The organism is Mesorhizobium sp. M7A.F.Ca.US.014.04.1.1 (assembly GCF_003998745.1).
GTDB lineage: Bacteria > Pseudomonadota > Alphaproteobacteria > Rhizobiales > Rhizobiaceae > Mesorhizobium > Mesorhizobium ciceri.
This window is the reverse complement of record NZ_RZRW01001133.1, coordinates 1-996: the sequence shown is the minus strand read 5'-3', so window position 1 is coordinate 996 and position 996 is coordinate 1. Positions and strand designations below refer to the sequence as shown.

Annotated in this window: 2 protein-coding genes; both read right to left on the bottom strand. The window is 59.6% G+C overall.

Going from position 1 to position 996, the window contains the following annotated elements; translation table 11 throughout:
* Nucleotides 1–776, bottom strand: a 776-nt coding sequence (locus EOA22_RS35070; RefSeq protein ID WP_127390685.1) for a lipid kinase, incomplete at its 3' end; no start/stop codon positions are given.
* Nucleotides 777–796: 20 nt separating this feature from the next.
* A partial coding sequence (locus EOA22_RS38350; protein WP_206521519.1) for a hypothetical protein occupies nucleotides 797–996 on the bottom strand: 200 nt, incomplete at its 5' end.

Genomic DNA, 996 nt, shown 5'->3' with positions numbered 1-996 from the left:
ATGTCGAACTCGACGTACCTAGCCGTGCGCACCTCTCGCCAGGCGCCATGCCTTCCAGACCGGAAGGAGCGGAGCATCAGCGCCAGCTTCCAGAGGTTCGTCATTTCCAAGCTATAAAGATCGAGATGTCCGTCATCGATCTCGGCCGTCTCATCCACCACGTTGCCGCCGCCGTAATGGCGACCGTTTCCCACCGCAATCTGGTAGGTTTCGACGTCGGTCGACGCGCCTTTCTCAATAATCTTCGCGTGGAATCGCGTGGCCCGCGTCAACACTTTCACCGCCGCCAGCGCATAGCCGAGCCTGCCGAAACGCTTCTTCAAAGTGGGATCCAGACCCTTCGCCAATTCAGTGCTGAGTCCGATACTCGCAACGTTGAAGAAGGCATTGCCATTGACCGTGCCGATATCGATCTGCCGGAGTCGGCCCCGCACGATCACGTCAGCGGCCTGCAGAAGATCCATAGGGATGTCGAGTGTGCGAGCGAGGTCATTAGCCGTTCCCATAGGAATAATGCCCATCGGCAGGCGGCTTTCCACTACAGCCATCGCCGCCGCCGACAACGAACCATCGCCACCGCACACGACCACAAGGTCCGCCGTTTGGCGCAAGCGAACGATGTCACGAGCGATCTCCGGCAACGCCTCGAACTTTTCGACAGTGACAGAAAGCCGGCCGCGCTCCAGCCGCTCCACAATCGGGGCGATCAGCTCCTGGCCGCGCCGCGCCTTTGGATTGAGGAGCAGCAATGCGCGCCTTTTGGCCAGTTTGCTCATTCAAAGATCGATCCGATGGTTCATAACGCATGCACACAAGGCGGCTGTTCATTCGACCGCAGCCGACGTTTTTGGCTCTCCGGACCTACCTCCACCGCGGTTGCGAACGGCGCAATTTTTTGACCTCCAGCGCCCCCTGGATCGCTATCCGAGTTCGTGGCCGTCACGCCGTGCACAACCGTCCTGGCAATTTCGCACAGATTCTGGTGGTGCCCGAGAT